Genomic DNA, 25,400 nt, shown 5'->3' on the forward strand with positions numbered 1-25,400 from the left:
CTTGACTTGCAATTACAAACCCGGTCATGGCTGCCGAAGTTCAACGGAAGAATTCTATTGTGAACGCATTCCATCAGTGATTCACTAATGCCTGTGATCCCTGCTGGGGGCGGGTGAACTCCCATTCCGTCCGGCAGGGCACCTGTTTTCACGACGTCGTGAAAACAGCCAGACTGATGGGGGTCATCATTGTGAGCGCAGTTTCTTCGTCCCAGAATTTCAACCATGGATTTCCCACTCCCGGACCCCAGGACCCTTCCCCGCAAAAGGTGATGGACCATGTGTTTTTCCTGAGTGAAGGCGAATGGAAAACGGTCCGCGAGGAAGAGCAATTCGACCATATCGTGATCGGCAGCGGCTTCTGCGGCTACGCATTCGCCGAGCGGACATTGACCGTCAACCCGCATGCGCGGATCCTCATTATCGAGCGCGGCCCGTTCTTCCTGCCCCAGCATTTCCAGAACCTTCCCCTGCCCTACCGGGAGACGCTCGGCGGCCTCTCCGAGACGTTCCCCTGGACCCTCGCCGCCGCTACCGCCGGCCAGCCGGCCGGGAAAATCTCCTGGCAGCACGGCATGGTTCCCTTCTACGGCGGCCGCTCCATCATGTGGAGCGCCTGGTGCCCCCGCCCGGAGGAAGACGAAATGCGGGGCTGGCCGCGCGCTGTCATGGACGCCGCGAAGGCCCACTTCACCACGGCAGAGGACCTGCTGAACGTCGTTCCGGCCGACCAGATCGACGCCGGGGCGTCGGCCGACGTCGTCGATCTCATCACCAACACCCGACCGGTGTACGGGATCATGCAGAAAGCCCTGCAGGAGCGGCTGGCGGCCGGCCTGCATGAGATCGATTCCGCCACGCGCTTCATGCCTGCACCGCTGGCGGCAGCCTCGGGCGCGACGTCGGGCATCGACTTCGCGAAGTTCTCGACGCCGGCGGTCCTCCTTGAGCTTTCGGACAGGCAGCAGCTCCTGGCCGCCCAGGGCAAGGGTTCGGCACTGCGCGTTGTCACCGACTGCACCGTGAAGTCCGTGATCCAGCAGGATGGCCGGGCCACGGCGCTGGATACGAGCCGCGGCGTGGTGAACATCGGCGACGCCAACCTGGTCCTCGCCATGGGCACCCTTCCCCCGGCCACGCTGGTGCTCAATTCCTTCCCCCAGGTTCCGCGGGCCGGCGAAAGTTTCAGCGCCCACTTCATCACCTCCGTGGTGGCCAGGGTTCCGCGCCGGGACTACGACTTCAGCGAAGCCCTCGGCGAACTGGAACTGGCGGCGATTTACATGGCAGGCAAGAGCCCGGAAGGCATGCAGTACCACGTGCAGCTCTCCGTCCTCTCGGACCGGAAGCCCGCTGAAAACGCCCAGAAGTCCGAACGGTACGCCCCGGATGTCGTGGCCACCGCGTCCATGGCGCAGCTGCTGTCCTCCGAGGATTACCTGGTGTTCGTGTGTGCGGTGCTCGGCGAATTGGACGAATCGAATCCGGAGAACCACCTGCGCCTCTCCGGCGGCGCGGATCCCACCACCAACGTGACTCTGCAGGTGCTGGCCAACTCCACCGACGACGTCACCTGGGACACCATGGACGAGGGAACCTTCCAGATGCTGGAGCGGGTGCTTTCCCCGGGCGGGGCCAGCCGGGTGGAGTACTGGCACGGCGATCCGAACAACGGAAGCTGGGCCACGGAGCGGCCGGAGATCCCCGAACGCCGCGTCCCGGGCCTGGTCCATGAAAGCTCGAGCCTGCCCATCGGCGAAGAGGACGACGCCGTCGTCGGGATCGACTACCGGCTCAACGGCGTCGAAAACGTCTTTGTCTCCGGCGGCTCGCTGTGGCCCACCGGCGGTTCCTGGAACCCGACCATGACCATGGTGGCCCTGGCTCAGGATCTTGCCGAAAGGCTGGAGGCCGACGGCGGCAAGGAGGTTGCGCCGTGACCGCCGCCGCAGCGCTGGATCCGGTGGTCCTGCCGACATTGCCGCCCATGACCGTGGCCGATGTGCTGGACAAGCAGGACGGCGTCTATTGGGTGGTGAAGGACGCGAACTCGGTGTTCCTGTGGGTCAACCAGAACTTCGCCGACCTGGTGGGCATGAGCAAGGACGAACTGATCGGCCACCAGGACTCGCGTGCCGAACACGTGGCACACGACAAGGAGGTCATGGCCAGCGGAAAGCCGCTGCTGAACTTCCACGAAACCATCGAAGTACCGCTCAAGGATGGCGGCATGGTGAACGTGGACATCGTCACGCAGAAGGGTCTCCTGCGGTCCCTGGACACCGGCGCGATCATCGGGATCACGGTGTGCTTCTCCCTGGCGGATCCGCCCAATGAGTGACATCGGCACGGGCGGGCCCGACGCAAAGGGGTGGATCAAGCGGCTGGGCATGACGCCGTCGGGGGTTGGCGGCTGGTTCGCCCCGGCCATGGTCAGCAACGAGAACATTCCCGGCGCGGCCCTGCCCCCGCGTTTCGGCGCGGTTGACCATCCGCTCTACAGTTCCAACTGGTACCTGCTGGAAGCCGGCGAAGTCCTGCAGCTGCACACTCTCAAACAGGACGAGCTGTGGTTCTTCCATCTGGGCACTCCCGTAAGGCTGCACGTCTTCTCCGAGGAGGACGGGTACTCGGAGACGGTGTTCGGCCCGGATCCGGAGGCCGGCCAGATCCTGCACGGAGCCGCGCCGCATTCCACCTGGTTCGGCGCAGAGCTGGCGGGCCCCGGCTTCGCGCTGGTCAGCTGCAGCCTGTCGCCGGGCTACGAGCCAGCGGATTCGGCGAAACCCACAGAGGAACAGCTCGATGCGCTGGTGAGTGAGTTCCCCGTGCAGGCCGAACTGATCCGGCGGCTGGCGGGCGGGCAGCTCCCGGACGGGGAGTTCCGGGACGATGCGCAGGTAGGGGACGACAGGCAGGCAGGGGACGGCCGATTCGCCGGCGGGCGGGTAGCTGTTCAATAGGCCTGTTCAATAAGACCTGGGGGCGCGGCGCGGCCACGATCGCCGTGCCCCGCCAGCATTGCCTCGGCGGGGCTAGAGAAGTGCTATGCCAAGCTGGCCAAGTGGGGACGTGAAACCATCACCCGGTTCCGCCCGGCAGCCTTGGCCGCGTACAGGGCAAGATCAGCTTCGTGCAGCAGTGTGTCGACGCTGACCCGGTGGCTGTCCGTGCAGGCCGCTATGCCGCCGCTCAAGGTGAGGACGCCGGGCGGATTTCCGGAGTGCGCTATCTCCAGTTCCCGCACCGCCTCAAATGCCCGGGTCATGAAGGCCCGGGCGCCGGAGGGAGACTGCCGGGGCAGGATGATGAGGAACTCTTCGCCCCCGAAGCGGTACACGCCGTCGCTCTGCCTTACCTGCTGCGCCAGGGCGTCGGCAACGGCCCGCAGCGCGGCGTCCCCTGCCTGGTGGCCGTAAAGATCGTTGTACCGCTTGAAATAGTCGACATCGCACAAGACCACGCTGAACTGCTCACCGCCGTGTTCCGAGGTTTTGCGCAGCTGTTCCAGGTCTGCGGCCAAGGTCAGCCGGTTCCGCAGCTTGGTCAGCGGGTCCGTGCGGGCCTGCTCGGCCAGGGCCGCACGGTAGCGGGCAAGGTCGGCGTGCAGTGAGGTGACCCGCTCGGCCACGAGCAGCCGGGTGTGCAGGGTGAAAGGATCCAGCGGCTTGGTCATGTAGTCGTCCGCGCCGGCGTTCATGCCTGCCACCACCGCGTCCTTCGAGCCGTGCGAGGTGACCAGGACCAGGTAGGTGTAGGAATCCGTTTCCGCCGCCCGGATGGCACGGCAGAGTTCCAGCCCGTCCATCCCCGGCATCTCGAGGTCGCTCACTACCGCCTGCGGACGGTGGCGCTGGTACAGCTCCCAAGCGGCGGCGCCGTCCGCAGCCGCGATGCACTCGTGGCCGGATTGCTCGACGGCAGCCTGTGCAACCAACCGCGAGCCAAAGTCGTCATCTGCAACCAGGACTCTCATGGCGAGGTGAACAACGCCTCGTCCAAGGCCTCCGCCACAAGGGCGAGCTCGGCTTCCAGAAGCTCGATGGTTTCCAGTCCGGCGCCCGATGAGCCTGATTCCACGTGCTCCAGTTGCAGGCACAGCCCGGCAGCACGCGTCGCGCCGATGTTCGCGGCTGCACCCTTCAGCCTGTGGGCCGCCCTGCCCAGGGCATCGCCGCCGTGGGCAGCGGCAGCCCGGAGCCCCTCGAGGGAAGGCAGGATCTCGCCCTTGAACGCCTGGGCCGCGGCAGGAAGCAGTCCCCGGCCGTCGGCCGGTCCAAGGGAACGCAGCGTCGCCAACCTGGCCGGATCGAGGACGGGACCGGCGAGGTCAGGAAGGAGCATCCCGTCGACGCCGGCGGGTTCCGTCCCCGTTTCCGTCCCGCTTTCCGGCCCAGGAACGGACCCGGTTTCCGCCCGGGCAGCGGCGGCCTTGTCCGCCGCGGGACCGCCGTCGGACGCTTTGCGGGTTATCCACCGGGCCAGCACGGAGCGCAGCTTCCCCTCGTCGACGGGCTTGGAAAGGTAGTCGTCCATGCCCGCGGCGAGGCAGCGCTCCCGGTCCTCGTCCATGGCCCCGGCAGTCATGGCAATGATCGGAATCCTGGGTCCCTCGGGGGTCCTGGCCCGGATGATCCGGGTGGCTTCGAAGCCGTCCAGGACGGGCATGTGGCAGTCCATCAGCACGGCGTCATAGTGCTTTGAGTCAGTCGCGGCCACGGCTTCGGCGCCGTCGGAAACAACCTCCACCCCGTAGCCGAGCTTGGCCACGATGCTGCGGGCCACAAGCTTGTTGACCTCGTTGTCCTCGACCACCAGCACGAGGCCTTGGGGGCCGTGGCCCTCCCCGCGAATCGCGGACGGTGCGGGGGCCGCCGCGGCAGGTACTACGGGCCCGGCGATGAGGCGTATCAGCCGGTCGTAGAACTCCGAACTGCGGACGGGCTTGGTGAGCCATTCCCTGATTCCCGCCTTCTTCAGTTCCTGCCGGTCCACCTGCATCGTGGAAGTGAGCAGGATGAGCTTCATGGACTTCAACGCCTCGTCGGCACTCAGCAGGCGGGCAAGCTCAAGCCCGTCCATTTCCGGCATGCACATGTCCAGCACAGCAAGGTCGTAGGGATGGCCGGCCTCGGCTTCATAACGCGCCCGTTTCAGCGCATGCCGTGCACCCCCGACGGCGTCAGCCTGCATTTTCCAGCCGGCCAGTTGCGCTTCGAGGATCATCCTGTTGCTCGCATTGTCGTCCACGACCAGCACGCGCAACCCTTCAGTCTGGCCGTAGGGAGGCTGGGCCGGCAGCGTCGTCGGATCCGTCACCGGCAAAGGAACGCTGATCCAAAACGTACTGCCGCTGCCCGGGGTGCTCGTCAGGCCGATTTCGCCGCCCATGGCTTCGGTGAGCCTGCGGCAGATCGCCAGGCCCAGGCCCGTCCCGCCGTACTTGCGCGTGGTGGACGCATCCGCCTGCAGGAACGGCTCAAAAAGCCGCTCATGGTCTGCCGCGTCGATGCCGATTCCGGTGTCGCGGACTTCAAAACGGACCGTGGCAACGTCCGCGCTCCCGTCCACGACGCCCACCCTGATTGCAACCTCTCCGGCTTCGGTGAACTTCACCGCGTTCGACGCCAGGTTGAGGAGGACCTGGCGGATCCGACCGGCGTCGCCAAGCAGGGAGACCGGAACTTCCGGGCGGCAATAGGCCATGAGCTCCAGGTCCTTTTCCCTTGCCGATTCGGCCAGGAGGCCCGCGATTTCCTCCACGAGAAGCCGGGGATCGAACGGTTCGGGGTCGAGCTCCACCTTTCCGGCTTCGAGCTTGGAAAAATCCAGGATGTCGTTGATCAGCGACAGCAACGAGTCGGCCGCGACGCGCACGCCGTTGGCGTACTGCCGCTGGCGTTCGTCCAGTTCGGTGTCGAGCAGCACTCCCGTCAGGCCGATGACACCGTTCATCGGGGTGCGGATCTCGTGGCTCATCGTCGCCAGGAACTCCGACTTCAGGCGGCTGGCTTCCTCCGCGGATACCCGGGCCGCGATCAGTTCGGCCTCGTTCCGCAGCCGCTCGCTGATGTCCCGGGCGATGGTGGCCACGCCGTGGATCCCATCGGCACTGCTGATGGGTGACACTGTCAGGGATACGGGCACCAGCAGACCATTGCCGCGCACCCGCTCGGTTTCATAGGTGTGGGTTGTCCCGGTGGCCGCGACGTCGGCAAGGATGGCATCTTCCCGCAGCCGGAGATGCACCGGGATGATGAAGTCCGCGTGCCGGCCGATGGCCTCGGCGGCATGGTATCCGTACAGGCGCTCCGCAGCCGGATTCCAGCTCGTGATGATGCCCTCGGGCGTCTTGCCCACAATCGCGTCGGCAGAGGAGTTCACGATTGCGCCGAGGCCTTCGAGCTCCGCGGTGCGCGCGGCGACCTTGGCCTCGAGGTGCCGGGTGAGGGTGACGTTCTGGTAGATGATGAAGAACTGCCGGAGCACCACCAGGATGAAAACACAGAGCCCGGTGACCAGCAGGACCGGATCGCCTTCTTCCCTGAGCCGGGTCGGGGCTGCCAGCACCGCGCCGACGGCGGGAACATAGGGCAGCATCTCAAGGCCCAGCGAGTTCCACAGCGGTTCCTTGCGGGCACCTTTCGAATGCGGAATCAAGGGAGCAAGGCCGATCAACAAGAAGGCGCACATCCAGCCGACCGCCAGCAGGGTTCCGGTCGATCCGGTGATGCCTTCCGCGGTCAGCCTCACGTAGATGCTGTCCGTAACGGCGAGGACCACCACCCCGCACCCCAGGCACTCCCATTGCAGCCGTTCACGCCGTGAGCGGCGCATGGTGAGCACGAGCACCAGTGAGGCGAGGGCGACGTCGACGACCGGATAGCCCATGGTGGTGAGCCACGCGACGATGTCCTGTCCTTCTCCCTGGTAGATCGGTCCCAAGACGGACGCCCAACTGATGAAGAGCGTGGAGCTGGCGATGACAGCGGCGTCCAACACGCTGCGCAGCCCCGGCACGCCGGTCATCGGACGGGGAAAAGCGAAGAGCCCGATCGCCGCGGGCACTGCGTACAGGAGGAAGAGGGCGTCGGCGGGTGAAGGGAACGGATACGCGTGGTCCAGGGTGATGCCGTAAGAAGTCCACAGTGCCTGTCCCGCGGACCAGACAAGGGCCGCCGTCGCCATGAACCACCACGCCCTGGCGTCTTCCTTTTTCCGGCGGGCGGCCAAAGCGCAGCTTGCGGCCGCCGCGAGCGCACAGCAGAGGATCGCGACATCGCCCAGGGTCTGGGAACCGGGAGTCGCCGGGTGCTGCCAGAACCACAAGGCAAGGAGTGGAACCGTAACCGCGGAAATCAGGCTCCACCATAGCCAGGGCCTGCGGATTTTCATGGCGCGCCCCGCAGGGCGGCAGCGGGAACGCCGGCGGGAAGCCCGGGAACGGCGCCGGGCGGGGTATGGAACAGCCACAGCGCAATTGCGTTGTAAATCGCCCATTCGCCCCGGAGGTCGCGGAGTGAGACCATCCTTGCACCGTCCGGCGTCGTCCACGCCCGCACGATGTGCAGGGTAAGGGGCGCAGCGCCGGGAAGCCTGAGCTGGACCGGACCTGACCCCGCCAGGTCGCCGGACACGACCCGCACGGCCGCCCCGCCCATCGAGATATCGACCAGTTCACCGCGGCAGCCTGCCACTGTCACCGGCACCTGGACGCTGAACCTGTACGCTTCCCGCCTGGAGGTCGCATACTCGCTCGCCCGGATGCGCAGTGCCCCCAGCAGCAGTACGGCGCCGGCTACGGCAAGCCAGAGGCCTGACGCGACGGTGGAACCGGGACTCGAGGCCCACGGGACCCAGCCCTGGACTCCGGCCGCCGCGTATGCGAGGGCCAGGATAACGACGGCGATCATGACGTAGATCATCCCTGGCACGCGGCCCCGGTTGCGCTCGTTGGAAGCCCCCTTCGGTGTGACCTGGAATTCGAGGCTCTTGCGGGACAGCAACCACAACAAGCAGGCAAGGCCGATCGGGATCCTGAAGATCCGCAGCGCGAACGCCGTCGGCCAGTGGATCTGATGCCGCAGGAGCCTCTTGATTCCCCAAAGGCGGATGAAGAACATCGCAAGGAACGCGATGGTGAATTCAATGGGTCCGGCGGTTGTCGTCTGCGCCCCGGAAAACAGGATGAACAAGGGAACGAAGAACGCCATCAGGGTAACGAGCCCCTCCAGCCACCAGAGGGTTCCGTTCAGGTATTCGTGGAAGTTGCGCCAGGACATCCACCTCTTGGCCGCCCAAAGCTTCTCGTAGGCCAGGATCTGCATGGCGCCCATGCCCCAGCGTCGGCGTTGCAGCAGGTACTGCTCGGCCGTCGCAGGCGCCAGTCCCACCGCAAGGGTCTGGTGGTGGTAGGCGGTTTTCCAGCCGCGGCGGATGAGCTTGAGGGTGGTATGGAGGTCCTCGGTGATGGTCTCGGTGGCCACGCCGCCGACCTCGCGGAGCGCCTTCACACGGAGCAGGGACGTCGAGCCGCACCAGAACGGTCCCGCCCCTGCGACGTTGCGGGCCGGCATCAGGACGTTGAAGAAGAGGCCCTGTTCACCGGCAATGCCGTCGTCGTCGAAGGCTCCGGAGTTGTAGAAAGCCTGCGGCCCCTGCACGAGGGCGATCTCCTCGTCGTTGAACCATCCGAGCGTGGCCGTGAGGAAACTGGGAAGCGGAACGTGGTCGCAGTCCAGGACGGCGATGATGTCAATGGGTTCGCCTCCGGCCGCCTCCTCCCGGGCCATCAATTCCAGGGCGTGGTTCATGTTTCCGGCCTTGGCGTGCTCGTGGCTGGGCCGGCTCAGGTACCTGGCACCGAAGGAGCGGCACATTTCGACCACCCACGGGCGGTCGCCGTCGTCCAGTACCCATGTCTCGTGGGCGGGCTGCAGGGCGCAGGCCGCCGCAACCGTGGGCGAGAGCACCTCGACAGGCTCGTTGTACGTGGGGATGAGGACCGCGGTCCTCAGCTTGTCACCCTGTTTCGGAGCTTCCGGCGCGGCACTGTCGATGTTCCAGATGGTGATGGTCTTCAGGACAATTCCGGCGAGCGGCAGGGCTTCGAAGACCACCAACACCCACGCAATGGCGACGTTCGCTCCGCTCGTGGGCAGGGTGAACCCGATGCGCCAGGCCAAATAGAGGACGAGGGCGGCGATCGCGCTGATGCCGCCGATGTGTGCCATCCTGCGGGACCGTGGCGCCTCCGGCGCGGGCAGGCCAAGCTGCGCCGCCCACCCGGCGATTCCGGCTTTGTTGTACGCCGAAGTTTCCCTTGGTGTGTCCCTGCCTGTCGGACGATCGGTACCCGCGCGCAGGTTTTCGAGAGCGTGCATGCGATTCCCCCAGCTGGATTCGGCAGTGCAGACCTGATCTAAGAAATTATGCCATTGTGCCAGCGCAGGGTACAGCGTTCACGGGCATCCCGGGAGGACGCCCGACAGCGTGTTCCAGTCCCGTTACGGAGCGTGACGGAGGCGGAAAACGCCGCCGTCGGCCCCTGATGCGGCTAGGCCGTGTGTACCCGTACCAGGGCGGTGCGCCGCTGGACGCTGTTGTCCACGGTGAAGTTCGTCAGTTCGGGCAGGTAGCGGTCGTCTGAATACTCAAGCTTCCTGCCGTCGGCGGACAGCGACAACCGCCGTTCCCGCAGCAGCGGAACGCCGGGTTTGCGCTCCAGGAGCCGGGCATCCTCCTCATCCGCGGCCACGGCGTCAATGGTGTGGCGGGCGCGGCTGAGGTCGACTCCGAGTTCCTTCAGGTGGGCGAAGATTGACCCTGCGTCCGGATCGAAGTCGAACAGCAGCCGCCCCACCTCGAGGATGAAGGACGTGCGTTCGATCATGGCCGGCAACCCGTCCAGGGTCCGGAGCCGCAGGACTTCGACGACGGCGTCCCCGGGTTCCAGCCCGAGCTCCCGCGCCGCTTCGCTCCCGGCAACCCGGCGCGCGACTTCGAGTGTCTGCTGGCCGGGAACGCGGCCGATCGAGTGGGCCCATTCGGTGAAGGACATGAAAGTCGAAAAGGACTGGGAGTGCACCTCGCCGCGGACCATCGGAGGTTTGCCCCGGCCGCCGGTGACTGCTCCCTCGGCACGCAACGCCGCCAGGGCTTGGCGCACCGGGCCGCGGGAGGTGCCGAATTCCCGGCAAAGCTCCGCCTCGCTGGGCAACTGCGAACCGGCAGCCCACACGCCGCTGCGGATCCTCTCCCGGAATTCCTCGCTCAGGCGTTGGTGCAACGGGAGGCTCACGATGTTGTCCACACCGCTGATGATACAAGTCGCGGTTTCCCGGGCTGCCGGGAAACCCGGCCCGAAGATGAACTCCACGTGAATTGGAAGCGCTTCAACACTCCATCCGGCCCGGGTTGTATACCTAAGCGGAGCGGCCCAGCGCGCCCGATTACGGAACATGACGGCGGCCGGACTGCGGGCCGTCGTCGCCGGTGTTATTTTTCTTAGTGAGTAATGAGCACCAGCGTTCAGCCCTGACTTGCTGGTCGGCAACCCTCTCTCCCGGCGGGGTGCCTCAGGTGACTACTCGGCGTATCGACACTTTTCGAACTGCAAGCGTGACTGAGGAGCACCAATGCCTGAACCAATCGAAGACAAACTCTCCTACCGCCTCATCACTGGCCCCGACACCCGCGAGTTCTGCGAGCGGATTTCCGCTGCCCTCGCCGAAGGCTACGTGCTGCACGGCAACCCGGCTGCGACCTTCAACGGCACCGACGTGATCGTGGCGCAGGCCGTGATCCTGCCCGCCGCCGTCGCGAGCGCGGACGCCGCGGTGGCCTCCGCCGTCGACGAGCTCGAAGGCTACGACGACGAGGAAGCATTCGAGGGACACGCATGAGCTACGCCGGAGACCTGAGCCCGCAGGACGCCTGGGCCAAACTCGAAGAAGGCGCCATCCTGGTGGACGTGCGCACCGAAGGCGAGTGGGCGCACATCGGCATCCCGGACACCAAGGCCACGGACAATGATCCCCTGTTCATCCAGTGGAACTTCGCCGGCGGGGTCCCGAACGGCAACTTCGTCGAGGAGCTCAAGCAGCAGGCCCCCGAGGACAGCGACGTCGAGCTCATCTTCATCTGCCGCTCGGGCCAGCGCTCCATCTCAGCCGCGATCGCCGCAACGCAGGCCGGCTTCACGGCCTACAACGTGCTGGAAGGCTTCGAAGGGGAGCCCGACCGCTACGGAGAACGCACCGTGAACGGCTGGAAGAACCGCGGACTGCCTACGAACCTGGGGAACATCTAAGTGACTTTCAATCCCGACGCCGCCAGCTGGAGCCCCGACACCCAGGCCGTCCGCGGTGGCCTTGACCGCAGCAATTTCCAGGAAACGTCCGAGGCCGTCTTCCTGAACTCCGGCTTCGTGTACGAGTCCGCGGCCGCCGCCGAGCGCGCCTTCACCGGCGAGGACGAGCGCTTCGTCTACTCCCGCTACGGCAACCCCTCCGTGGCCACCTTCCAGGAACGCCTTCGCCTGCTTGAGGGCACCGAGGCGTGCTTCGCGACGGCGTCCGGCATGTCCGCCGTGTTCACTGCCCTGGGTGCGTTGCTGGCTGCCGGTGACCGTGTGGTGGCAGCCCGATCCCTGTTCGGTTCCTGCTTCGTGATCCTCAATGAGATCCTGCCGCGCTGGGGCGTGGAGACCGTGTTCGTCGACGGACCGGACCTGGAGCAGTGGCGTGCCGCCCTCTCCGAGCCGACCACCGCCGTCTTCTTCGAGTCCCCCTCCAACCCGATGCAGGAGATCGTGGACATCGCCGCGGTCAGCGAGCTGGCCCACGCGGCCGGCGCGACCGTCGTCGTCGACAATGTCTTCGCCACTCCCCTGCTGCAGCGCTGCGGCGAGCTCGGCGCGGACGTGATCGTCTACTCGGGCACCAAGCACATCGACGGCCAGGGCCGCGTGCTGGGCGGAGCCATCCTGGGCACCAAGGAATTCATCGACGGCCCGGTCAAGCAGCTGATGCGGCACACCGGCCCCTCGCTCTCCGCGTTCAACGCCTGGGTGCTGACCAAGGGCCTGGAGACGATCGGGCTGCGCGTAAACCACTCCTCTTCCTCTGCTTTGAAGATCGCAGAATGGCTTGAAGAGCAGCCGGCCATCAACTGGGTCAAGTACCCACTGCTGAAATCGCACCCGCAGTACGAGCTCGCAACGAAGCAGATGAAGGCCGGCGGCACCGTACTGACCTTCGAACTGCTGCCCTCCGGCGGGCGCTCGGCCAAGGACGCCGCGTTCGCGCTGCTGGACGGCCTCTCCGTGATTGATATTTCGAACAACCTGGGCGACTCCAAGTCCCTCATCACCCACCCAGCCACCACGACGCACCGCGCCATGGGGCCGGAAGGCCGTGCGGCCATCGGCCTGAGCGACGGCGTGGTGCGGCTTTCCGTGGGCCTCGAGGACGTGGACGACCTCATCCGGGACCTCGAACAGGCACTAAAGCAGGTCTAGATACCGGTTTAGGTATCGGCTCCGCGCCAGTCCTGCCGCACCCAGGTGAGCACCGGCAGGGACTTGGTGTCGGACTCCGGTGCACCTTCCGGCATCGTCTCCCGGACAGCATGGCGTACGACGGCGGCCAGCGCGGCGGGGTCCGGGCGGCCGCCGTCGTTGTCGTTTTGTTCGCTCGCGATGCGGCGTTGCTCGGTGGCGCCGTTCCCGCGCTGCAGTATCTCCGTGACGCCTGCCTGGGCGAGGTCGAACTCACCCTGCTCGGTGAGCACGGGTTCCAGGTACTCCACGAGCGACCAGACGACGTCGGCCGCGGGTGCGGGCCGGAACGCACCGAAGTCCAGGAGCTCGCTGCGCAGGCCGAAGTTGCTCGCCTGCCACGATGCCATGCGGAGCAATGCCGTAGGCACGGAAGACGGCTCGATTCCCGCCTCGGACTCCCGGACCGCCGTCTCCACGAGGGCCCGCACCAGCACCGCAATCAGCGCGGCGTCCTCGGACCGCAGGCAGACGTCTGCCACCCGGACCTCCACCGTGGGGTTGTTGCGCGAAAGCCTGGCATCGAAGTAGATCATGCCTTCGTCCAGGAGGACCCCGGTGTCGATCAGCCGGCGCACCACGCGGCGGTAGCTCGCCAACGAGCCGAACACGGCCGACGGACCCGACGAGGGCCAGCGGTTCCAGGCCTGGGTCCGGTAGCTTTCGAAGCCTGTGGCCAGTCCGCGCCAATACGGGGAGTTGGCGCTGATAGCGGTGAGCACGGCGAGCTTGTCCCGGATATGGTCCAGCGCCAGCACGCCTTCCTCCGGTGAATTGATGGAAGTGTGCACGTGGAAACCGCAGGTCAGTTGCTCATGGGCCGTGATGCCGAAACGCTCCAGCATGATGGCGTAGCGCGGGTCCGGGGTGGTGTGGGTGGCCGAATCGACGGGTGAAGTGGCGAGGGCCGCGATCCGCGCCCCGTGGCTGCGGGCGGCGTCACTGGCCATGGTCCGGCCGCGGCGGATCTGACGCAGGAGCTCGGCGTAGCTGCGGCAGGGATGGGTCTGGGTTTCGATCTGTTCGAGCTTGAGTTCGTGGCTGAGTCCGGTGCGCGGCCCCGGGGCGGCCGGGGTGTCGTCGGCATCTGTGATCCCGGGAGCGCGGGTTTCGGCGGCTTCGGCATCGGCGGCGTCGGCCGTGTCGGCCGCACCGGTCCCGGCGAGGAGCGCGTCGGCAAGGGCGAGCGGCTCGCCGCTCGCAGGATCGACGATCAGCAACTCCTCTTCCACACCGAAAGTGCGCACAGAACAATTGTGCGCTAAGGGGCCGGGGGCCGGAACAGCGGGCTTTGGGGTCTGCCGGGCTGCTCCATGGACCCATTCTGCTGGATCACACCCCGTCGATACCGGCGAGGCCGCATGTTTCCGGGCTCCGGACCAGGCCGGTCCCTGGGTGATCAAGCAGAAAGTTCCCGGCTTCGTCCACATACGGCACTTTCCCCCGCGCACGGAGGCCGAATCGGTGGCTAGCTGGAGTCATGGACGCGCTCGAATATCTGGTTTCGCTCGGCGGGGTGGCACGTGTTGGCCTGCTCCGCTCGAACGGCCACTCCCCGGCAGCGATCCGCCGGCTTGCCGCAGCGGGGGCCAGTCAACCAAGAAAGGGTGTGTGGGCGCTTCCGGCCGCGGACCCCGATTACGTCAAGGCCATTCTCAATAATGGGCGTATTACCTGTGCGAGTGCTGCGCTTCGCTACGGACTTTGGCTCAAGGACAAGCCCACCCGTCTGCATCTCGCCACACGGCACTGCCGGGGAAGTGGGTTCATCCGTCACGGGTACACACGGTTCCCCTTGCCGGAAACGGTTCCCGTCGCTTCCGTGGAGGACACGGTCATCCACGCCTTAACCTGCCTGCAAGAGGTGGATGCAATCGCGGTGGCGCAGTCAGCGATGAAAACTTTCGGCATCCCGCGGTCGATGCTGGCAAGCGAATTGTCTGCCGACTTCTACGGCAGCGCGCGGAAGCGCCTGGCCAAGGCGGACGGAATTTCGGAATCCGTACCGGAGATCAGTGCCCGGCTGCTGTTCGAGTCGGCGGGTCTGGACTTCCAACGCCAGGTCAGAATCGAGGGCGTGGGCAGGGTGGACTTCCTGGTCGACGGCCGGCTCATCGTGGAGGTCAATGGCTACCAGTTCCACAGCTCCCGGGAGGACTGGCGGCGGGACATGGCCCGGCTGAACGCAGCACAACTGCTTGGCTACGGCACGCTGAGCTATGCCCCGGAACACCTTTGGAACACCCCGGGCCAGGTCCTCGCGGAAATCCACGGAATGCTGCGGCGCGGCCGGGGCACGGGGCTGGCCTGTGAACACATTCTGCTGGATCACACCCCGCCCCGGTGGCAGGACGCCGCATGATCCCGCGCCAGCCCAAGAAACGCCTGGGTGATCCAGCAGAATGTGCGCCCGGCTCAGTCCTGGAAGTACTCGATCCTGGCGCCGACGGTGTTCAGCCGCTCGGCCAGGTCCTCGTAGCCGCGCTCGATCACATAGATGTTGCGCAGTTCGGAGGTGCCGCGGGCCGCGAGCATCGCCAGGAGCAGGCAGGCAGCGGGACGCAGGGCCGGCGGGCAGCCGATCTCCGCCGCACGCCATTTGGTGGGGCCGTTGACGTAGATCCGGTGCGGGTCCAGCAGTTGCACCTGGGCGCCCAGGCGGTTGAGTTCGGTCAGGTAGATTGCCCGGTTTTCGTAGACCCAGTCGTGGATCATCGTCTGGCCCTCGGCGTTGCCCGCGATCACGGCGAAGAAGGGCAGGTTGTCGATGTTCAGGCCCGGGAACGGCATCGGGTGGATCTTGTCTTCCGGCGCCCGCAGCACGGAGGGCTTGGTGGTGACATCCACCAGGCGGGTGCGGCCGTTGCGTGCGAAGTACTCGCCGGAGACGTCCAGTTCCTGGCCCATCTGCTCCAGCGTGGCCAGCTCGATTTCCATGAACTCGATCGGCACGCGGCGGATGGTCACCTCGGAGTTGGTCACGATGCCCGCGGTGATGAGGCTCATCGCTTCGATCGGGTCCTCGGAGGGGTAGTACTCGATGTCGACGTCGACCCCCGGGCGGCCGGTGATCCGCAAGGTGGTGGTCCCGATGCCCTCGATCATCACGCCCAGTCCCTGCAGGTAGAAGCAGAGGTCCTGGACCATGTAGTTGGGGCTGGCGTTGCGGATCACGGTGGTGCCGCAGCGGTGGGCGGCGGCCATGATGGCATTTTCGGTGACGGTGTCGCCGCGCTCGGTGAGGACGAAGGAGCGGTCGTGCTCGTCGGCGGGCGGTGCCTGGACCACGTAGAAACCGGAGGTCGCTTCCACCGACAGGCCGAACTGGCGCAGCGCCTGCATGTGCGGTTCCACGGTACGGGTGCCGAGATCGCAGCCGCCGGCGTAGGGCAGCTTGTATTCGGTGGCCTCATCGAGCAGCGGGCCGAGCAGCATGATGACGCTGCGGGTGCGCCGCGCGGCGTCCACGTCCATGGATCCCAGGTCCAGGACCTCGGGCCGGCGGATGCGAAGATCGTTGCCGTTGAGCCAGGTGCACTCGACGCCGATGGACGTGAGGACCTCGACGATCCGGTTGACTTCCTCGATCCGCGCGAGGCGGCGCAGCGTGGTGGTGCCGCGGTTGATGAGGCTGGCGCACAGGAGGGCGACGCCGGCGTTCTTGCTGCTGTTGACGTCGACGGCGCCGGACAGTGTGCGTCCGCCCTCTACCCTCAGGTGGGTCATCTGCGGTTTGCCGACCTTGACGATGCTGCGACCGAAGATCGCTTCGAGCCGCTCGATCATTTTCAGGCTGAGGTTCTGCTTGCCCTGTTCCATGCGGGCAACGGCGCTCTGGCTGGTGCCAAGCTCTGATGCGAGCTGGCCCTGGGTCCATCCCTTTTCTCCACGGGCGTCGCGGAGAAGAGCACCAACATTTTCGGCGGTCGGCTGAGTCATAACCAAAAAATATCACAGATGATCTACATGGTTTGGAGTTTTGATGATCCTGACCGCTGCGGCGTGTCGATAGTCACTTCGTGCGATATGCGCCGACGGCGGCAGACCCCGGACGCACGCGGTGCCCAGGGCCTGCGGTGCTGCTGGGGCGGCGGCTAGGGTGCCGAGTCCACCACGGAGGTTCTTATGGAAGTCCACCCGAACGCAGTGTTGGCCGGGATCCCGTCCGTCGCCACAAGGGCCACCTCACGCTCACCAATCATCAGACCGGTTGCCGGATCTACGATGATGTCCTGCCGAAGCTTGCCGTCGGCCCAATAGACACCCAGCGCCACTCCCTTTCGGCCATCAAGCGCGGCTTGCTTGTCCGCCACCACCACGCCAGGGATCAACGCTGCCGCCTTGTACATTGCTGCGCGCAAATCGGCGGGAATGGCTCCGAAGCGAAGCGCGTCGGCGATGGTTGTCAGCGCCTCGCTTTCCGGCGAAGGTCCCTTATCCTTGTTCGTTTCGAAAATCAGGTCCAGCAGTTTGCGCGGATCACGCGGCAGCGTCTTGATCGCTTCCGGAAGTGGCATTCCGAGAATCTGCTGAGGGCTGCCGTAGAAGGAGCCTCCCTTCCCCCGGATGATGCCCTCAAACTTGGGACCATCATTGGCCTGTTGGCTCTTTGAAGCCTCCTGCCTCTGGAACTCGGCTTTTGCTTCCTTGCCGAAGAAAGTAGTAGGCACCTGAGGCTCGCGGTTCCAAACCCATTCGCCGGACCTGTCCGCCGGCACATAGACCTGGCCATCCTGCGTTTCCAACCAGGCCACGTCAGTCCCGTCAGCCCTGCGAGTGAAGGAGGCGTAAACCGCCTTCGTGTCCACCTTCAAATACTGCCCCGGCTTCACCACCGGATCCGAAGTTCTGATCGCCGCGTCCGCCGCCTTGTTGAGCACTTCCGCTGCCTCAGCGCTGGCACCCGGCCTTCCCACTGGAGCCACAACATCGGCAACCACAATCCCGCCAACCAACACCGCCGCGGCCGCCGAGGCGAGGACAACGCGCCGGATCACGGTCCGCCGCCGGCGCGTACCGCCGTCGGGCACTGCCACGCCGCCGGGAGCGCCCCCAAAACCGCTCCCGAACCGGGCCTCCGTGTCAATCTTCTGAAGGAGTTTCTTCCGGCCCCGCGCCAAGGTTGCCGATGGCGGGGTTCCAACGTCGCTACGCATTTCGCGGAGCAGCTGCAAGTCGTCCATTTTCGTTGTCCGTTTCGTCAAGTATTTCCGGCCCCAGGCCGCTGCGGAGGATGCGCCGGGCGCGGTTCAGTCGCGAACGCACGGTCCCGACGGGGACGCCCATGGCGCCGGCGATGCCCTCATAACCAAGGTCCGCCCAGGCGTAGAGAAGAAGGGTTTCGCGGTCGATCGCCGGCATGGCCTTGAGGCGCTTGGCCAGTTTGGCCATGGCAGCCGAGGCATCCACCTGCGCCGCCACGCCATCGGTGCTGTCCACCCCGGCTTCACGCGGTGCGGAGCGTGCCATTGCTTTCAGCAAGCGGGCCTCGGCGCGGTGGTGCCGGCGCAGCAGGTTGGTGGCGATGCCGAACAGCCACGGCCGCGCGTCTTCCCAACGCTCGTCGAAGGAAGCCAGGCACTCAAAGGCGACAAGGAAAGTCTCCGAGGTGACGTCGTCGGCCACGAAATCACCCGCGCGCCGGGCCGCATAGCGGTAGATGACCGGGGCGTGCCTGTCGTAGAGCACGGCGAACTCGGCGGGGCTGTCCCGCGAGCGCCTGATGATGTCTCTGTCTGTGTTCACACCTTGTATTGCCCGGTGCCGCAGAAAAGGTTCACGGAAACTCAGTCTGCCCCTTAGAACACGAAGTTCCAGGTGCCGGCCGCAACGGCCGCCAGCACAGCCGCGGCGGAGATGAGCACCCCGCCCAGCAGCACCCACACGTCCAGCAGCGAGTACGTCGATTGCCGGGCCCACGTCCGGGCGGAGCCGCCGAAGCCCCGGGCTTCCATGGTTACCGCCAGCCGCGAGGCCCGGCGCACGGCCTGGACCAGCAGGCCGAAGCTCTGGCCGAGGGTGGCGCGCAGCCGTTGCAAGGGACTGCCGTGCGAACCAACCCCGCGGGCCCTGCGGGCCATCCCGATGGTTTGCCATTCCTCGGCCATGAGCCCTACCAGGCGCATCGCCGCCAGGGTCCCCAGCACGAAGCGGTGCGGCAGCTTCGCTTTCTGCGCCAGGGCGTCGGCGAGGTCGGTCGGGTCGGTGCAGCTCATCAGCAGGACCGCCGGCAGGGCGATCGCCAGCCCGCGCAGCATGAACCCAAGCCCCAGCTGAAGAGAGCCTTCGCTGATGGACCAGATGCCGACGTCGAGCAGTGTCCTTCCGCTGTCCGCCGACAGGATCGCGGTGCTCCAGCCGCCCAGGGCCGCCGCGAGGATGAGCGGCCAGCCGCGTTGCCACAAGAGCCGCAGGGTCAGGCCGACCAGCGGGAACAGGGCGAACTCCGCGAGCAGGGCGGTGGACGCGGAGACCCAGTCGATGGACAGCGCCAGCACCAGGGTGATCGCAAAGACGGCCATGAACTTCACCAGCGGGTTGGCCCGGGTGAGGAGGGCGTGGTTGCCGTGCAGGCTCATGACCTCCCTCATGCCGCACCCGCCTCCGTATAGGCCGCAGCTGCGGAGTCGAGCCGCATTTCGGTGCCGCCCAGCACCGCACTGAATTCCTGGTCATGGGTCACGGAGACAACGGCGGTTCCGGCGTCGAGCAGTTCGGACAGGAAGGACGCGAGTTCGGCCCAGGTGTTGGCGTCCTGGCCGAAGGTCGGCTCGTCCAGCACCAACACCTTGGGGCTCGCCGCCAGCACCGTGGCCACGGACAGCCTGCGCTTCTCGCCGCCGGAGAGCGTGTAGGGGTTGGCGTCCACCAGGTGCGTCAGGCGCAGGCGCTCAAGCAGTTCATCGACACGTTCCTCCCCGTGCCCCAGATGCCGCGGCCCGAACATGAGCTCATCCAGCACCCGGCCCGTGACGAACTGGTGCTCCGGCTCCTGGAACACGGTCCCGATCCGCGAAATCAGCTGCTGCGCCTTCCACGTGTAGGGGTCGCTTCCGGCGCCGTTGGAAAGCGCGACGCCGGCGCCCACCTTCCCGGCCACCGGCGCCAGCAGCCCGGCGAGGGTCAGCGCGAAGGTGGACTTGCCCGCGCCGTTGGGTCCGGTGATGGTGAGTGCCTGGCCGGCGACTACGTCGGCATTGAGGCCGGACTGCGCCGGGACGGGCGGAATGGTCTTGAAGCCGCGGCGGCGCGGGCGCTCCCGGGAAACAGCAAGGTCCTCCGCGCTGAGGAGGAGCCCGCCGGCGTCCCCGTGTGCCCCTTTTTCCGTCCGTGCCCGGGTGGCCGGCACATACCCCGGGACCCAGACGCCGGCGGCGGCCAGCATGTCGCGGGCCTGTTCCAGCACGGCGTCCGGCGGGCCGTCCAGCAGCACCGCGGGCTCGGAGGAGCTTCCGGGCTGCAGCACCACGATCCGGTCCACCAGATCCTTCCACACGGACACCCGGTGCTCCACCACCACCAGCGTGGCACCGGTCTTGTTCAAGCAGCGCCCGACGGCGTCCCGCACCTCCAGTACCCCGGCCGGGTCCAGGTTCGCCGTCGGTTCGTCCAGCAGGATCAGCCCGGGGCGCATCGCCAGGATGCCGGCGAGCGCCAGGCGCTGCTTCTGCCCTCCGGAGAGGGCCGACGTCGGGTGGTCGATCGCGAAGCCGGCCAGCCCGACGTCGTCGAGTGCCTCGTGCACGCGCGCCCAGATGTCGCCGGGCGGCACGGCCAGGTTCTCGGCGCCGAAGGCGACGTCGTCACCGAGGCGCGAGAGGACCACCTGGGTCTCCGGGTCCTGCTGCATGAGTCCGGCCCGGCCGCGGCTGTCCTGCGGCCGGGCGCCGTCGATCAGCAGCGAGCCGGTTTCGTCGGCGTCGTCCTCGCCGCCCAGTACCCCCGCAAGGGCGTGGAGCAGCGTGGACTTGCCGGCGCCCGACGGGCCCAGCAGCAGCACCCGCTCACCCGGTGCGATGTCCAGGTCAAGGCCATGGACGGCCTGGGCGGTGCGGCCGGCGTGCCGCCAGCCCCAGCCGCGTGCGGAAACGGCAGCGGCGCGGACGCCGGCTTCACTGGACGGCATCAGGAGAAGACGGGCTCCGTGGCGGCCTTCCGGGACGCGAAGGAGCTGAGCACACCGGTCTTGGCCAGGCCGCGGGTGGCGATCCAGGAGAGGCCGCCCGCGATCACGGCACCGGAGATCGCGCAGAACACGATGTAGGCGAGCTTGTCGCCGGCCTCGTACGCGATGTTCCAGCCCCACGGCATGAAGGAGTCGTTCAGGCCGCAGAACAAGCCTGCGCCAGCACCCGCCAGCAGCGATGCGGGCAGGTTGAACTTCTTGTATATGAGTGCCGCGAACACCAGCTCGGCGCCGAGGCCCTGGAGCACGCCGGAGATCAGCACGGTGGTGCCGTACTGCGAGCCCATGATCAGCTCGCCGGTGGCGGCAACGGTTTCGCAGAAGAGCGCCGCGCCCGGCTTGCGGATGATGAGCATGCCAAGCACGGCCGGAATCATCCAGCCGCCGGCGTAGAGGCCGCTGGAAGGCGGGTAGACGAAGACCGGGGCGAGCAGGTTGGCGCCCTGGTCCCAGGCCCAGAAGATCACGCCGCCCGCGACGGCGATCAGTGCCGCCACCACGATGTCCACCACGCGCCAGGTGTAGCCGGTCTTACTGGAAGCCGGCGTCGAAGAAATACCAGTCATTGTGTCCTCCTGAGGAACAGGAGGGGAAAGTGTCGCCCGGCCCTTGTTTCCCGGCCACCGGTCACTCTGAGAACTCGACTCCCTTGCGCCGGTACTAACCGGATCAGGTTCGAGGGTCTGCGGTGTTCCGCACTCTCAGCGCCCTTCCTTCGTTCTGCTGCTGCAGCCCGACGGCGGCGCTCCCCTGTCGTTATCAATTGCCCTTTTGGGCGTGCTCCAGTTTACACCCGGGCCTTTACCGGGCCCCTTCCGGGCGTTTTCGGGGCAGGGCGGACGGTCACATTGGCGCGGGGGTGCCTGGGCCTTGCACATTCTGCTGGATCACCCTGCTGGATAACCGAGGCTTGACCGCACCGTGGCCTGCAATGGTGCGGGTACGGTGGAGTGACTGCAGGTGTGATCCAGCAGAATCGTCACGAGGAGAGCAGGGAGCGTCCATGGCGGAAGACAATTCGCCCGGGAACACCGGGGCGCCCGGCACCGCGTCAGGTACAGCGCCCGGCACCGCGCCCGAGCCGCGGCTGGCGGCGAGCGTGATCCTGCTGCGGGACGGCGCCGACGGCCCGGAAGTCTTCGTCCAGCACCGGGTGTCCACCATGGATTTCGCGGCCGGAATGGTGGTGTTCCCCGGCGGCCGGGTGGACGCCGTCGACGGCAGCGGCTGGAAGTTCGCGGACGGGCTCGTACGGCAGCACGCGCAGGTGTGGCGCCGCTGCAGCATCGCGGCCGCAGACCCCGGCACGGCAGAGCACAACGCGGGCCGGGTCCTTGCCGCGGCGCTGCGCGAAGTCCAGGAAGAGGCGGGACTGCAGCTGGACGCAAGCCTGATGCGGCCGTGGGCCAACTGGGTCACCCCGGCGGACCAGCCTAAGCGCTTCGACACCTACTTCTACCTGGCTGCACCCGGGCCGGAGGACGAGGCCCGGCACCAGACCACCGAGGCCTGGCAGTCATTGTGGATGCCGGTGCGCGGAATCCTTGGCGGCGAGGCCGCGGGCGCCCTCAAGCTGATGCCACCCACCCTGGTGCTGTTGGAGGAACTGCTCCGGCTCGGCAGCACGGAAGCCTGCCTCGCCGTAGAACGGGACATCACTCCGGTTCGCCCGGAACCGGGTGCGCTCAAGGCCTTCTTCGAGCGCCGCCGCCAGTCCCCGGCAGCCGAATAGGGTTAGGCTGGGGTTCGGTCCTGTTTCCTCCCGCAAGGAGCCCCGGAATGAACATCTTTTTCAAACTGCTTGGCGCCGGCATCGGCATGGGCGCAGGATTCGTGGCCACCAAGCTGGTCAACGGCGTGTGGGAAAAGACCACCGGAAACAAACCGCCCAAGGGCCACGACGACATGGAAACCAGCCTGCGTTCAGCCCTTGCCTTCGCACTGGTCTCCTCTTCGGTCACTGCCATCATCCAGGTGCTGACCAGCCGCGCCACGCAGCGCGCCATCACCCGTTTCGCCAAGACCCCGGACATTACCTAGGTAGTTCCCACGGGTGGCGCTCTGGCACGCCGGGCGATTCACGTAGATTGCACCGCGGGCTGAACAAGCTCGATTCGCAGTCTTAGACCGGGTTCTGGGCCAGATCGGCGGCGCCGATGGAGGCGGCGAGCGGGCCCAGGAAAGCGGCCCGCAGCGTTGGGCGGAAGCGCGGCGGGGTGAATTCGATGGCTTCGAAGGCGCCTTGGGCGATCGCCAGGAACCGAGGGTCTGTGCCGAGCCCTCCACCCAGCAGCACGGTGGCCGGATTCAAGGCGTCGGCGATAAGTGAGATTCCCGGACGAGATGGGCAGCGGTGGCCTCGACGACGGCCCGCGCGGCGGGGTTGGTAAGGTCGCCCCGGGCGCCGTGCCGGCGGGCGCGGCGTCCGTGGTTGACAGTGAAGTTGTGATGGCGAATGCGAGTCCCCGGGACGCCGCCGACTGGCAACGGTCGTAGCTCGGCGACGTCCCGGGGACGGTTGGAGGTCCTCAACCGCGCCGGAGGACTCCGGTCTTCGCGATGCGGCCGAGCCAGGATGCGCTGGGCTTCGGGGTCCGTTCGAAGGTCTCTTTGTCCCAGCCGATGAGTCCGAATGTGGGTGTGTACGATCCCCATTCGTAGTTGTCGAGGGCTGACCAGTGGAGGTAGCCGAGGACGTCGATTCCGTCGGACATGGCGCGGTGCAGGCCTTGGAGGGCGTCGTGGGTGTAGTCGATCCGGCGGGCGTCGTTGTCGGTTGCGATCCCGTTCTCGGTGACGAAGATCGGAGTATGCCCGGTGAGTTCCCACGCGTGGCGGACGCAGATCTCGAGGGCTCGCGGGAAGTACTCCCAGCCCATCAGGGTGGTTTCGGCCCCGTCGGGGACGGGCAGGGCGCCGTCTTTGCCGACGAAGGTGCGCAAGTAAGCCTGGACGCCGATGAAGTCGTCCCCGCGTGCCGCCTCGAGGAAGATGTCCTCCCGGGGGTACCGGTAGGCGGCCATCTCCTCCTCGCAGCCCGGGGCTGCGTGGAAGGCTTGGCCGGCGACCGTCCATCCCGTCTTAAGGTCAGGGAGTTGGCTAAGCACCTCGCGGGAGCGTCGGTGTGCGTCGATGAGGACCTGGGTGATCCGGGCATCAGGTGAATAGATGGCGGAAGGCGTCCCCGTCTCGGCACCCACCTCCGTGCGGATCATCGCCATCCCGTTGGGCTCGTTAAGGGTACAGACCCAGGGGACGTCCTCCAGCAGCGGGAGAACTGTTTCGGTGTAGCGTGCGAAGAGCTCGGCAGCGTCAGGCTCGCTCCAGCCGCCACGCTGGGCAAACCAGCGGGGATTGGTGAAGTGGTGCAGGGTCACCATGGGCTTCAGGCCCGCGTCGAGCGTCGCGTCGATCATCCGCCGGTAATGCTGGAGCATGGCGCGGGAAACGAATCCCTGCTCGGGTTCGATGCGGGCCCATTCGATGCTGAAGCGGTAAGCGTTGAAGCCGAGCGAGGCGAGCAAGGCGATGTCCTCGGGGTAGCGGTCGAAGCTGTTTGCGGCGTCACCGCTGGGCTCCTTCAGCTCGGTTTCGGCGGCGTGTTCCCGCACCCACCAGTCGGTGTTGATGTTGTTGCCTTCGATCTGGTGCGCGGCGGTAGCGGCTCCCCAGTGGAAGTTGGGCGGAAAGGTCGGCTCGGTCACTGTGGACAGGTTCACGCGTGGTCCTTCTGTTGATTGGCGTAATGGGTTATTTGATGCCGGTGCTTACGAGGCTTTGGGTGAAGTAGCGCTGCAGGGCGACGAAGACGACGACGACGGGCAAGATGACGAGCGTCGCTCCGGCCAGCAGGAGGCCGTAGTTCGTTGCGTTCTGTCCGACCGAGAAGAGCGAGAGGGCGATCGGGAGGGTGTAAGTGCTCTGGCCCTGGGCCGCGACGAGGGGCCAGAGGAAGTTATTCCATGAGGACAGGAACGTCAGGATGGCGAGGGTCGCCAAGGGCGCCCGGCAGAGGGGCATGATGATGCTGGTGAAAATGCGTGCTTCACCAGCACCGTCGAGGCGGGCCGCGTCGATGAGGGAATCGGGGATCCCGGCGATGAACTGGCGCATGAGGAATACCCCGACCGGAGAGGCGAGGAAGGGGAGGAACAGCGAGGCATAGGTGTTGAGCAGGCCGAGTTTGCTCACGGTGACGAACATCGGGATGAACGTCACGACCCCTGGGATCATCAGGGTGATGAGCACGAGGGTGAACACGAGGCGGCGGCCCCTGAATTCCATCTTCGCCAACGCGTATCCGGCCATCGAACAGAAGACCAGGTTGCCGGCAACCGTGACGCCGGCAACGACGAGCGTGTTCGTGAAGTACTGCCCAATGTTCAGCGACCCGAACCACTGCTCGTAGTTCTCGAGGGTGAAGTGGACGGGTAGCCACGCCGTGGGATCCGAGAGGATCTCTCCCTGGCTCTTGAATGAACTCAGGACCATCCACAGCAAGGGCAGCAAGGTCGCCGCCAGGCAGATCATGAGCACAGCATGAACGGCCAGGCGTGACAGCCGGAACCTTTTCACCAGAGATGGGCGGTCACCGCGGCGGCCGGGTGCGGGCAGCGTTCCGAGGCTGTCGGGGGCTGCTTCTTCAACGTGGAGCAT

General features: G+C 66.5%; 24 protein-coding genes and 2 riboswitches. Of the genes, 10 read left to right on the forward strand and 14 right to left on the reverse strand.

The features are described 5' to 3' along the window. Window positions 1-281: 281 nt before the first annotated feature. Genes ACNQPB_RS13100 through ACNQPB_RS13110 form a run of 3 tightly spaced genes read left to right on the forward strand, consistent with a single transcriptional unit; the run spans window position 282 to window position 2,963 of the window. Entirely contained in the window at window positions 282-1,940 is a 1,659-nt protein-coding gene (locus ACNQPB_RS13100) for a GMC oxidoreductase (RefSeq protein WP_498752336.1), read from the forward strand. Continuing rightward, on the forward strand, window positions 1,937-2,341 hold the full coding sequence (locus ACNQPB_RS13105; protein ID WP_498752338.1) for a PAS domain-containing protein: 405 nt from the start codon (window positions 1,937-1,939) through the stop codon (window positions 2,339-2,341). Before ACNQPB_RS13100 ends, ACNQPB_RS13105 begins: the two co-directional genes overlap by 4 nt. Further along, window positions 2,334-2,963, forward strand: coding sequence for a cupin domain-containing protein (locus ACNQPB_RS13110; protein WP_498752340.1), 630 nt, complete (start codon window positions 2,334-2,336; stop codon window positions 2,961-2,963). The genes ACNQPB_RS13105 and ACNQPB_RS13110 overlap by 8 nt, the downstream gene beginning before the upstream one ends. 83 nt (window positions 2,964-3,046) lie before the next feature. Here the strand turns inward: ACNQPB_RS13110 and ACNQPB_RS13115 are convergent, their stop codons facing one another. From ACNQPB_RS13115 to ACNQPB_RS13130, 4 genes are all read right to left on the reverse strand, one after another. Further along, window positions 3,047-3,976, reverse strand: a complete 930-nt coding sequence (locus ACNQPB_RS13115) for a GGDEF domain-containing response regulator (RefSeq protein ID WP_498752342.1) — start codon at window positions 3,974-3,976, stop codon at window positions 3,047-3,049. Beyond that, a complete protein-coding gene (locus ACNQPB_RS13120) occupies window positions 3,973-7,395 on the reverse strand; it encodes a hybrid sensor histidine kinase/response regulator (protein ID WP_498752344.1) in 3,423 nt (1,140 codons plus the stop codon). The genes ACNQPB_RS13115 and ACNQPB_RS13120 overlap by 4 nt, the downstream gene beginning before the upstream one ends. Beyond that, window positions 7,392-9,383, reverse strand: a complete 1,992-nt coding sequence (locus ACNQPB_RS13125; RefSeq protein ID WP_498752346.1) for a glycosyltransferase family 2 protein — start codon at window positions 9,381-9,383, stop codon at window positions 7,392-7,394. The genes ACNQPB_RS13120 and ACNQPB_RS13125 overlap by 4 nt, the downstream gene beginning before the upstream one ends. Window positions 9,384-9,556: 173 nt before the next feature. Next, window positions 9,557-10,312 (reverse strand): GntR family transcriptional regulator, encoded by a 756-nt coding sequence (locus tag ACNQPB_RS13130; RefSeq protein WP_498752348.1) that lies wholly within the window; start codon window positions 10,310-10,312, stop codon window positions 9,557-9,559. A 200-nt stretch (window positions 10,313-10,512) separates the two neighbouring features. Then, window positions 10,513-10,627: riboswitch (SAM riboswitch) on the forward strand. Between the two features lie 10 nt (window positions 10,628-10,637). On the opposite strand from ACNQPB_RS13130, the gene ACNQPB_RS13135 reads away from it, so the two are divergent. The 3 genes from ACNQPB_RS13135 to ACNQPB_RS13145 are packed head-to-tail and all read left to right on the forward strand — an operon-like array spanning window position 10,638 to window position 12,520. Next, window positions 10,638-10,904 carry a DUF1737 domain-containing protein gene (locus ACNQPB_RS13135; RefSeq protein WP_498752350.1) on the forward strand — a complete coding sequence of 89 codons (267 nt, stop codon included), beginning with the start codon at window positions 10,638-10,640 and terminating at the stop codon, window positions 10,902-10,904. Continuing rightward, window positions 10,901-11,311: a rhodanese-like domain-containing protein gene (locus tag ACNQPB_RS13140; RefSeq protein WP_498752351.1), complete on the forward strand. Its 411-nt coding sequence runs from the start codon at window positions 10,901-10,903 to the stop codon at window positions 11,309-11,311. The genes ACNQPB_RS13135 and ACNQPB_RS13140 overlap by 4 nt, the downstream gene beginning before the upstream one ends. Further along, on the forward strand, window positions 11,312-12,520 hold the full coding sequence (locus ACNQPB_RS13145; protein WP_498752353.1) for an O-succinylhomoserine sulfhydrylase: 1,209 nt from the start codon (window positions 11,312-11,314) through the stop codon (window positions 12,518-12,520). 8 nt (window positions 12,521-12,528) lie between these two features. On the opposite strand, the gene ACNQPB_RS13150 is transcribed toward ACNQPB_RS13145, so the two are convergent. Further along, entirely contained in the window at window positions 12,529-13,806 is a 1,278-nt protein-coding gene (locus ACNQPB_RS13150) for a glutamate--cysteine ligase 2 (RefSeq protein ID WP_498752355.1), read from the reverse strand. Window positions 13,807-14,039: 233 nt separating this feature from the next. Between ACNQPB_RS13150 and ACNQPB_RS13155 the strand changes: the two genes are divergently transcribed. Further along, window positions 14,040-14,921 carry an endonuclease domain-containing protein gene (locus tag ACNQPB_RS13155; RefSeq protein ID WP_498752357.1) on the forward strand — a complete coding sequence of 294 codons (882 nt, stop codon included), beginning with the start codon at window positions 14,040-14,042 and terminating at the stop codon, window positions 14,919-14,921. A gap of 53 nt (window positions 14,922-14,974) precedes the next feature. Here ACNQPB_RS13155 and ACNQPB_RS13160 read toward each other — a convergent pair whose 3' ends face one another. The 6 genes from ACNQPB_RS13160 to ACNQPB_RS13185 form a co-directional block, all read right to left on the reverse strand. Beyond that, on the reverse strand, window positions 14,975-16,498 hold the full coding sequence (locus tag ACNQPB_RS13160; protein ID WP_498752359.1) for a UDP-N-acetylglucosamine 1-carboxyvinyltransferase: 1,524 nt from the start codon (window positions 16,496-16,498) through the stop codon (window positions 14,975-14,977). Window positions 16,499-16,653: 155 nt separating this feature from the next. Continuing rightward, window positions 16,654-17,742, reverse strand: coding sequence for a CU044_5270 family protein (locus tag ACNQPB_RS13165; protein WP_498752361.1), 1,089 nt, complete (start codon window positions 17,740-17,742; stop codon window positions 16,654-16,656). Then, window positions 17,708-18,304, reverse strand: a complete 597-nt coding sequence (locus ACNQPB_RS13170; RefSeq protein ID WP_498752363.1) for an RNA polymerase sigma factor — start codon at window positions 18,302-18,304, stop codon at window positions 17,708-17,710. Before ACNQPB_RS13170 ends, ACNQPB_RS13165 begins: the two co-directional genes overlap by 35 nt. 53 nt (window positions 18,305-18,357) lie before the next feature. Then, complete coding sequence (locus ACNQPB_RS13175) at window positions 18,358-19,149, reverse strand: energy-coupling factor transporter transmembrane component T family protein (protein WP_498752365.1); 792 nt, start codon at window positions 19,147-19,149, stop codon at window positions 18,358-18,360. Continuing rightward, window positions 19,146-20,684, reverse strand: a complete 1,539-nt coding sequence (locus ACNQPB_RS13180) for an ABC transporter ATP-binding protein (RefSeq protein WP_498752367.1) — start codon at window positions 20,682-20,684, stop codon at window positions 19,146-19,148. Before ACNQPB_RS13180 ends, ACNQPB_RS13175 begins: the two co-directional genes overlap by 4 nt. After that, window positions 20,684-21,310, reverse strand: a complete 627-nt coding sequence (locus ACNQPB_RS13185) for an ECF transporter S component (RefSeq protein ID WP_498752369.1) — start codon at window positions 21,308-21,310, stop codon at window positions 20,684-20,686. Before ACNQPB_RS13185 ends, ACNQPB_RS13180 begins: the two co-directional genes overlap by 1 nt. Window positions 21,311-21,372: 62 nt before the next feature. Continuing rightward, a riboswitch (TPP riboswitch) is annotated at window positions 21,373-21,506 on the reverse strand. Between the two features lie 241 nt (window positions 21,507-21,747). On the opposite strand from ACNQPB_RS13185, the gene ACNQPB_RS13190 reads away from it, so the two are divergent. Both ACNQPB_RS13190 and ACNQPB_RS13195 read left to right on the forward strand, forming a co-directional pair. Continuing rightward, window positions 21,748-22,476 carry an NUDIX hydrolase gene (locus ACNQPB_RS13190; RefSeq protein WP_498752370.1) on the forward strand — a complete coding sequence of 243 codons (729 nt, stop codon included), beginning with the start codon at window positions 21,748-21,750 and terminating at the stop codon, window positions 22,474-22,476. Window positions 22,477-22,523: 47 nt separating this feature from the next. Then, complete coding sequence (locus tag ACNQPB_RS13195; protein ID WP_498752372.1) at window positions 22,524-22,784, forward strand: DUF4235 domain-containing protein; 261 nt, start codon at window positions 22,524-22,526, stop codon at window positions 22,782-22,784. Between the two features lie 82 nt (window positions 22,785-22,866). Here the strand turns inward: ACNQPB_RS13195 and ACNQPB_RS13200 are convergent, their stop codons facing one another. Continuing rightward, the gene (locus ACNQPB_RS13200; protein WP_498752374.1) at window positions 22,867-23,055 is read right to left on the reverse strand and encodes a hypothetical protein; all 189 of its coding nucleotides are present in this window, start codon (window positions 23,053-23,055) and stop codon (window positions 22,867-22,869) included. Window positions 23,056-23,069: 14 nt separating this feature from the next. Between ACNQPB_RS13200 and ACNQPB_RS13205 the strand changes: the two genes are divergently transcribed. Next, the gene (locus tag ACNQPB_RS13205) at window positions 23,070-23,240 is read left to right on the forward strand and encodes a hypothetical protein (RefSeq protein ID WP_498752376.1); all 171 of its coding nucleotides are present in this window, start codon (window positions 23,070-23,072) and stop codon (window positions 23,238-23,240) included. Window positions 23,241-23,272: 32 nt separating this feature from the next. Here the strand turns inward: ACNQPB_RS13205 and ACNQPB_RS13210 are convergent, their stop codons facing one another. Together ACNQPB_RS13210 and ACNQPB_RS13215 are read right to left on the reverse strand one after the other, a co-directional pair. After that, complete coding sequence (locus ACNQPB_RS13210; RefSeq protein ID WP_498752378.1) at window positions 23,273-24,463, reverse strand: glycoside hydrolase family 1 protein; 1,191 nt, start codon at window positions 24,461-24,463, stop codon at window positions 23,273-23,275. A gap of 31 nt (window positions 24,464-24,494) precedes the next feature. Then, window positions 24,495-25,400 (reverse strand): carbohydrate ABC transporter permease, encoded by a 906-nt coding sequence (locus tag ACNQPB_RS13215; RefSeq protein ID WP_498752380.1) that lies wholly within the window; start codon window positions 25,398-25,400, stop codon window positions 24,495-24,497.

Source organism: Curtobacterium sp. LFS079 (genome assembly GCF_047977865.1).
Classification (GTDB): domain Bacteria; phylum Actinomycetota; class Actinomycetes; order Actinomycetales; family Micrococcaceae; genus Arthrobacter.